Source organism: Streptococcus sp. KR (genome assembly GCF_002238115.1).
Classification (GTDB): Bacteria; Bacillota; Bacilli; order Lactobacillales; family Streptococcaceae; genus Streptococcus.
Map to the genome: position 1 here is coordinate 1 of NZ_NGVM01000044.1, position 3,369 is coordinate 3,369.

The window sequence follows — 3,369 nt, forward strand, 5'->3', positions numbered from 1 at the left end:
CGAATTTTCGATGGATACGAGAAATATCATGCTTTTTACCATCTGCAGTTGAAACGGTCAAACCTTTCAGATTGGTGTAGTCAACTTCTGTTTTCCATCCAGTGCCAACATCCTTGTATTTCAAGACTTTAGTCGAGTCAAGAACTCGAGTATAGCCTGACGTTCCATTTGATGAAGCGATGTAATCTTTGGTAGTTACCTGCGCTCCTGAAGCAGAGGACTCTACTGTTGCTTCAGGATTTGCTGTCGCAACACTAAGGGCTTGCAAGACTACTTCTTTTGTGTAGCCTTCCGTGCTTGTCTTAGCTCGAAGCTCATCGTACTTCTTCTGCCATTCTGCTTGAGCCTGCTTAGCTTGATCATAAGCTGCTTGGTTTTGTTTCCCAATTTGCTTAGCTTCATCAGCTGAAGAAACTTCCTGTGTTTTAGAATTTAGAAGCACCCCAGTTTTTTTCAGTTCAGCTGATTTGCGATCAGCATCTTGATTGACTTCTTGACTAGCAGTTTGGCTTTCTGAGTAGGCATCAAGAAGAGCCTTGTTGAGCACAACTTTTCTTTTTGCGGTTGCAATAGCCTGGTCATTTGCTTTCTTCAATGCTTCTACTTCTGCGACTGAAGAAACTGTACGTGTAACGACTTTAACATCAACTTTTTCTTTCTTCAGCTGTTCAGATGCGCTATCTACCGCTTTGTTTAAAGTATTAGCTTGCTTAACAGTAGTATCATAGTTCCCTTTTTCAACTAGGTAATCTGCTACTGCTTTCTTATTCTCTGATAAGACTTCCTTAGCTTTTGTAGCAGCTTCCTTGTTTTTAGATACTGTTCCATCAGTAGCTGTCGAACTGTCATTCGTCACTGTGACAGTTGTTTCCCCTTCATGTTTGGCTTTTTCATCAGCTACAAATTGATTGTTAGCTTGAATAGCTTTTTGCGCTTCCTTGAAGGCTGTATTGTTTTCAACTTGTTTTGTAGTCGCTTCTTCAAGTTCCTTGACTTGCTTGTCCTGGTCTTGTTTAATCTCAGACTTAGACTGTTCAAGTTTTGGAGCAGTGGTATCTGTTCCCTTATCAACAATCTGAGTTTCAGAAACGTTCACCCCTGCTTCTTTTGCTTTTTCAGCAGCCTTTGTAACTGCTCCATTATCAATCGCTACAGACTGGCTTCCTGTTGCTTTACCAGCTTGTGTAGCATAAATGTTATTGTCGTTTTTGCTTTCAGGTTGCACTGTTTCATCTGCAAATGCTGAACCTGCAGAGAAGGCTACAAAACCTGCAACTGCAATTCCTGATACTAGGCCTTTAGCCCATTTTTTCTTACGGAAATATCCGTGTCCTTGTGTTTTTTCTGTCATTTTTCTTTCTCCTTCACTTAATTAAAATAGTTTCTTCTTGTAGAAATAACCTACTGCCGTCAACAACATAGCCCCAATAGTACCTAGAATGCTTTCTGCAGTTCCAGTGTTTGGAAGTGTTTTAAGTTTGCCTTCTTTATCAGTAACAGAGATAGTCTTATCTTCGTTAACAGTACCACCGATCTCTTCAGGAGCTACTACAGATCCATTTGAAAGGACTACATTTCCGTTTTGCGTGCTAACAATTGAAGCTCCTGTATTCGTTTCAACTGGTTCTTTTGTCACGTCATGCACTACTTGACCTGTTGAAGTTGAAGTAGTTCCAATTTGTGACTTACCTTGCTGGTTCGCTTGATCAGTTGTTTTTGGCTTTTCAGCTGGGACTCCATCAAGGCTACCTGCATTATCCTTGTCCTGTGGCTTGTCTGAAGGTGCTGGTTTATCAGATGGCACCCCGTCAAGACTTCCTGCGCTGTCTTTGTCTTGTGGTTTATCTGATGGTGTTGGTACACCATCAAGGCTACCTGCATTATCCTTGTCCTGTGGTTTATCAGAAGTTGCTGGTTTATCTGTTGTCACTCCGTCAAGACTTCCTGCGTTGTCTTTGTCTTGTACACTTGGCGTTGTTGGGTCAACTGGAGTAACTGAAGGCTCTGCTGGCTGAGTTGCTGGTGCCTCTGTTTCTGTTGAAACGCTAGGTGTTGTTGGCGTAACAACTTCTGTTGCTGGAGCAGAAGAATCAATTGGTGCAAGCTCGTCTGCTGATACATAACCAGCTTGTGCAAGTGCGATAGTGGAAAGTGCTAGTGCAGCTAATACATTTTTCTTGTTCATTTTGATTTTTCCTTTTCTTTATTTAGTTTGGCGATTATAACCTCTTCCAGTTAAACGAAGTTCCATTCCTAATGGTGTCTTAACTTTTCGAGCTATAACTTGAGCATCTCTCTTAATAGTGCGAATTTGATCATAAACCTTTTTATAAGGCAAATGAAATTCAACATCCCTTAAAAGACCGTCTACGTATCCTTTAGCCTGTTTGACTGCATAGTCTGGCTTCAGGATAAGGTCTGTGCCGTCCTCTAAACGAGCCGTCGCACCTCCTTGTTTTCCTAAAACTTTTAAGTCCTTTAGGCTGACCGTTATTTCATCTATCATAGATTTCTCCTTGAAGTTGAAAGGCGAAATTTACGCCGTGCTGTGTAAAAACGTATTTTTACATCGGTATTTTATACGCTGGGTTTATAGTCTAGTAACCCTTACTCCTTCAGCTTATGACAGTTGTCATGCTTTTTCGTTCAGTGGCTGGACTAGATATCCTTTTCTAGTTTGCTACTCGCCCCCGTTTCTTTTTTATCCATAGCCACGCTGTATCAGGGCAAGCCTTGTATTTAGTTTTCAATGTTCTAATAGTTTAGTGACTTCTCGGTCAATATAGATTTAACTGGACTACGTTTGGTCCGATTCTGACCCTAATAGGTAGTCAATGGTTACCCCGAAATATTCTGCCACATTTTTGGCATTCTCCAGACTTATCTGACTATACCCTGTTTCCCAGTTAGATATGGTGTTGCGAAACACCCCTATCTGATCAGCCAAGGCTTGTTGTGATAATTTGGCTTTTTTTCGTAATTCTCTGATACGATTTTGTGTTTGTTTACTCACATCTACTTGTCTCCTTCATTATTTGGACTTGATGGTATTTCATCATCCATCAGAGGAGCATTCTTCAGCTCCAGCATGACAAGCCCTATTCCATAAGCTAAGATCAATAGTAAAGCCATTGTAACTAGTTTAAACATTACTATCCTCCTGATATCTTCCTTATTTTGTCCGATAAGTTATCTTCTTCACCCATCGAGTATTGATAGAAAACGGCGGAGTCGCTGATGGAAAATTCATACTCGCTCCTGTTCCAAATGAACTTGATACCAATTTTTCTAGTTCCTCTAAGTTGGAAGTGACGGAAATACTGTCTACCGTTTTATCAAAATACTCTACAATCATTTCAATCTCTTGAA

The 3,369-nt window shown here is 40.7% G+C and carries 5 protein-coding genes and 1 pseudogene; all 6 read right to left on the minus strand.

All coding sequences use genetic code 11. From position 1 onward, the window contains the following. Positions 1-1,351, minus strand: a pseudogene (locus tag CBI42_RS10500) (SspB-related isopeptide-forming adhesin); the annotation flags it as partial. 21 nt (positions 1,352-1,372) lie between these two features. After that, positions 1,373-2,185 carry an LPXTG cell wall anchor domain-containing protein gene (locus CBI42_RS10505; protein ID WP_094753947.1) on the minus strand — a complete coding sequence of 271 codons (813 nt, stop codon included), beginning with the start codon at positions 2,183-2,185 and terminating at the stop codon, positions 1,373-1,375. A gap of 18 nt (positions 2,186-2,203) precedes the next feature. Next, entirely contained in the window at positions 2,204-2,506 is a 303-nt protein-coding gene (locus CBI42_RS10510; RefSeq protein WP_000564613.1) for a hypothetical protein, read from the minus strand. Between the two features lie 291 nt (positions 2,507-2,797). Next, positions 2,798-3,013 carry a helix-turn-helix transcriptional regulator gene (locus CBI42_RS10515; protein ID WP_033681021.1) on the minus strand — a complete coding sequence of 72 codons (216 nt, stop codon included), beginning with the start codon at positions 3,011-3,013 and terminating at the stop codon, positions 2,798-2,800. A gap of 2 nt (positions 3,014-3,015) precedes the next feature. Then, positions 3,016-3,150: a hypothetical protein gene (locus tag CBI42_RS13335; protein WP_256963772.1), complete on the minus strand. Its 135-nt coding sequence runs from the start codon at positions 3,148-3,150 to the stop codon at positions 3,016-3,018. Between the two features lie 22 nt (positions 3,151-3,172). Next, positions 3,173-3,369: thiopurine S-methyltransferase (locus CBI42_RS10520; protein ID WP_094753948.1), on the minus strand; the 197-nt coding region annotated here is incomplete at its 5' end.

What these genes read in the sequence shown, in the direction of transcription:
- CBI42_RS10505 (WP_094753947.1), bottom strand. Translation starts at nt 2,185, where the DNA reads ATGAACAAGAAAAATGTATTAGCTGCACTAGCACTTTCCACTATCGCA.
- CBI42_RS10510 (WP_000564613.1), bottom strand. Translation starts at nt 2,506, where the DNA reads ATGATAGATGAAATAACGGTCAGCCTAAAGGACTTAAAAGTTTTAGGA.
- CBI42_RS13335 (WP_256963772.1), bottom strand. Translation starts at nt 3,150, where the DNA reads ATGTTTAAACTAGTTACAATGGCTTTACTATTGATCTTAGCTTATGGA.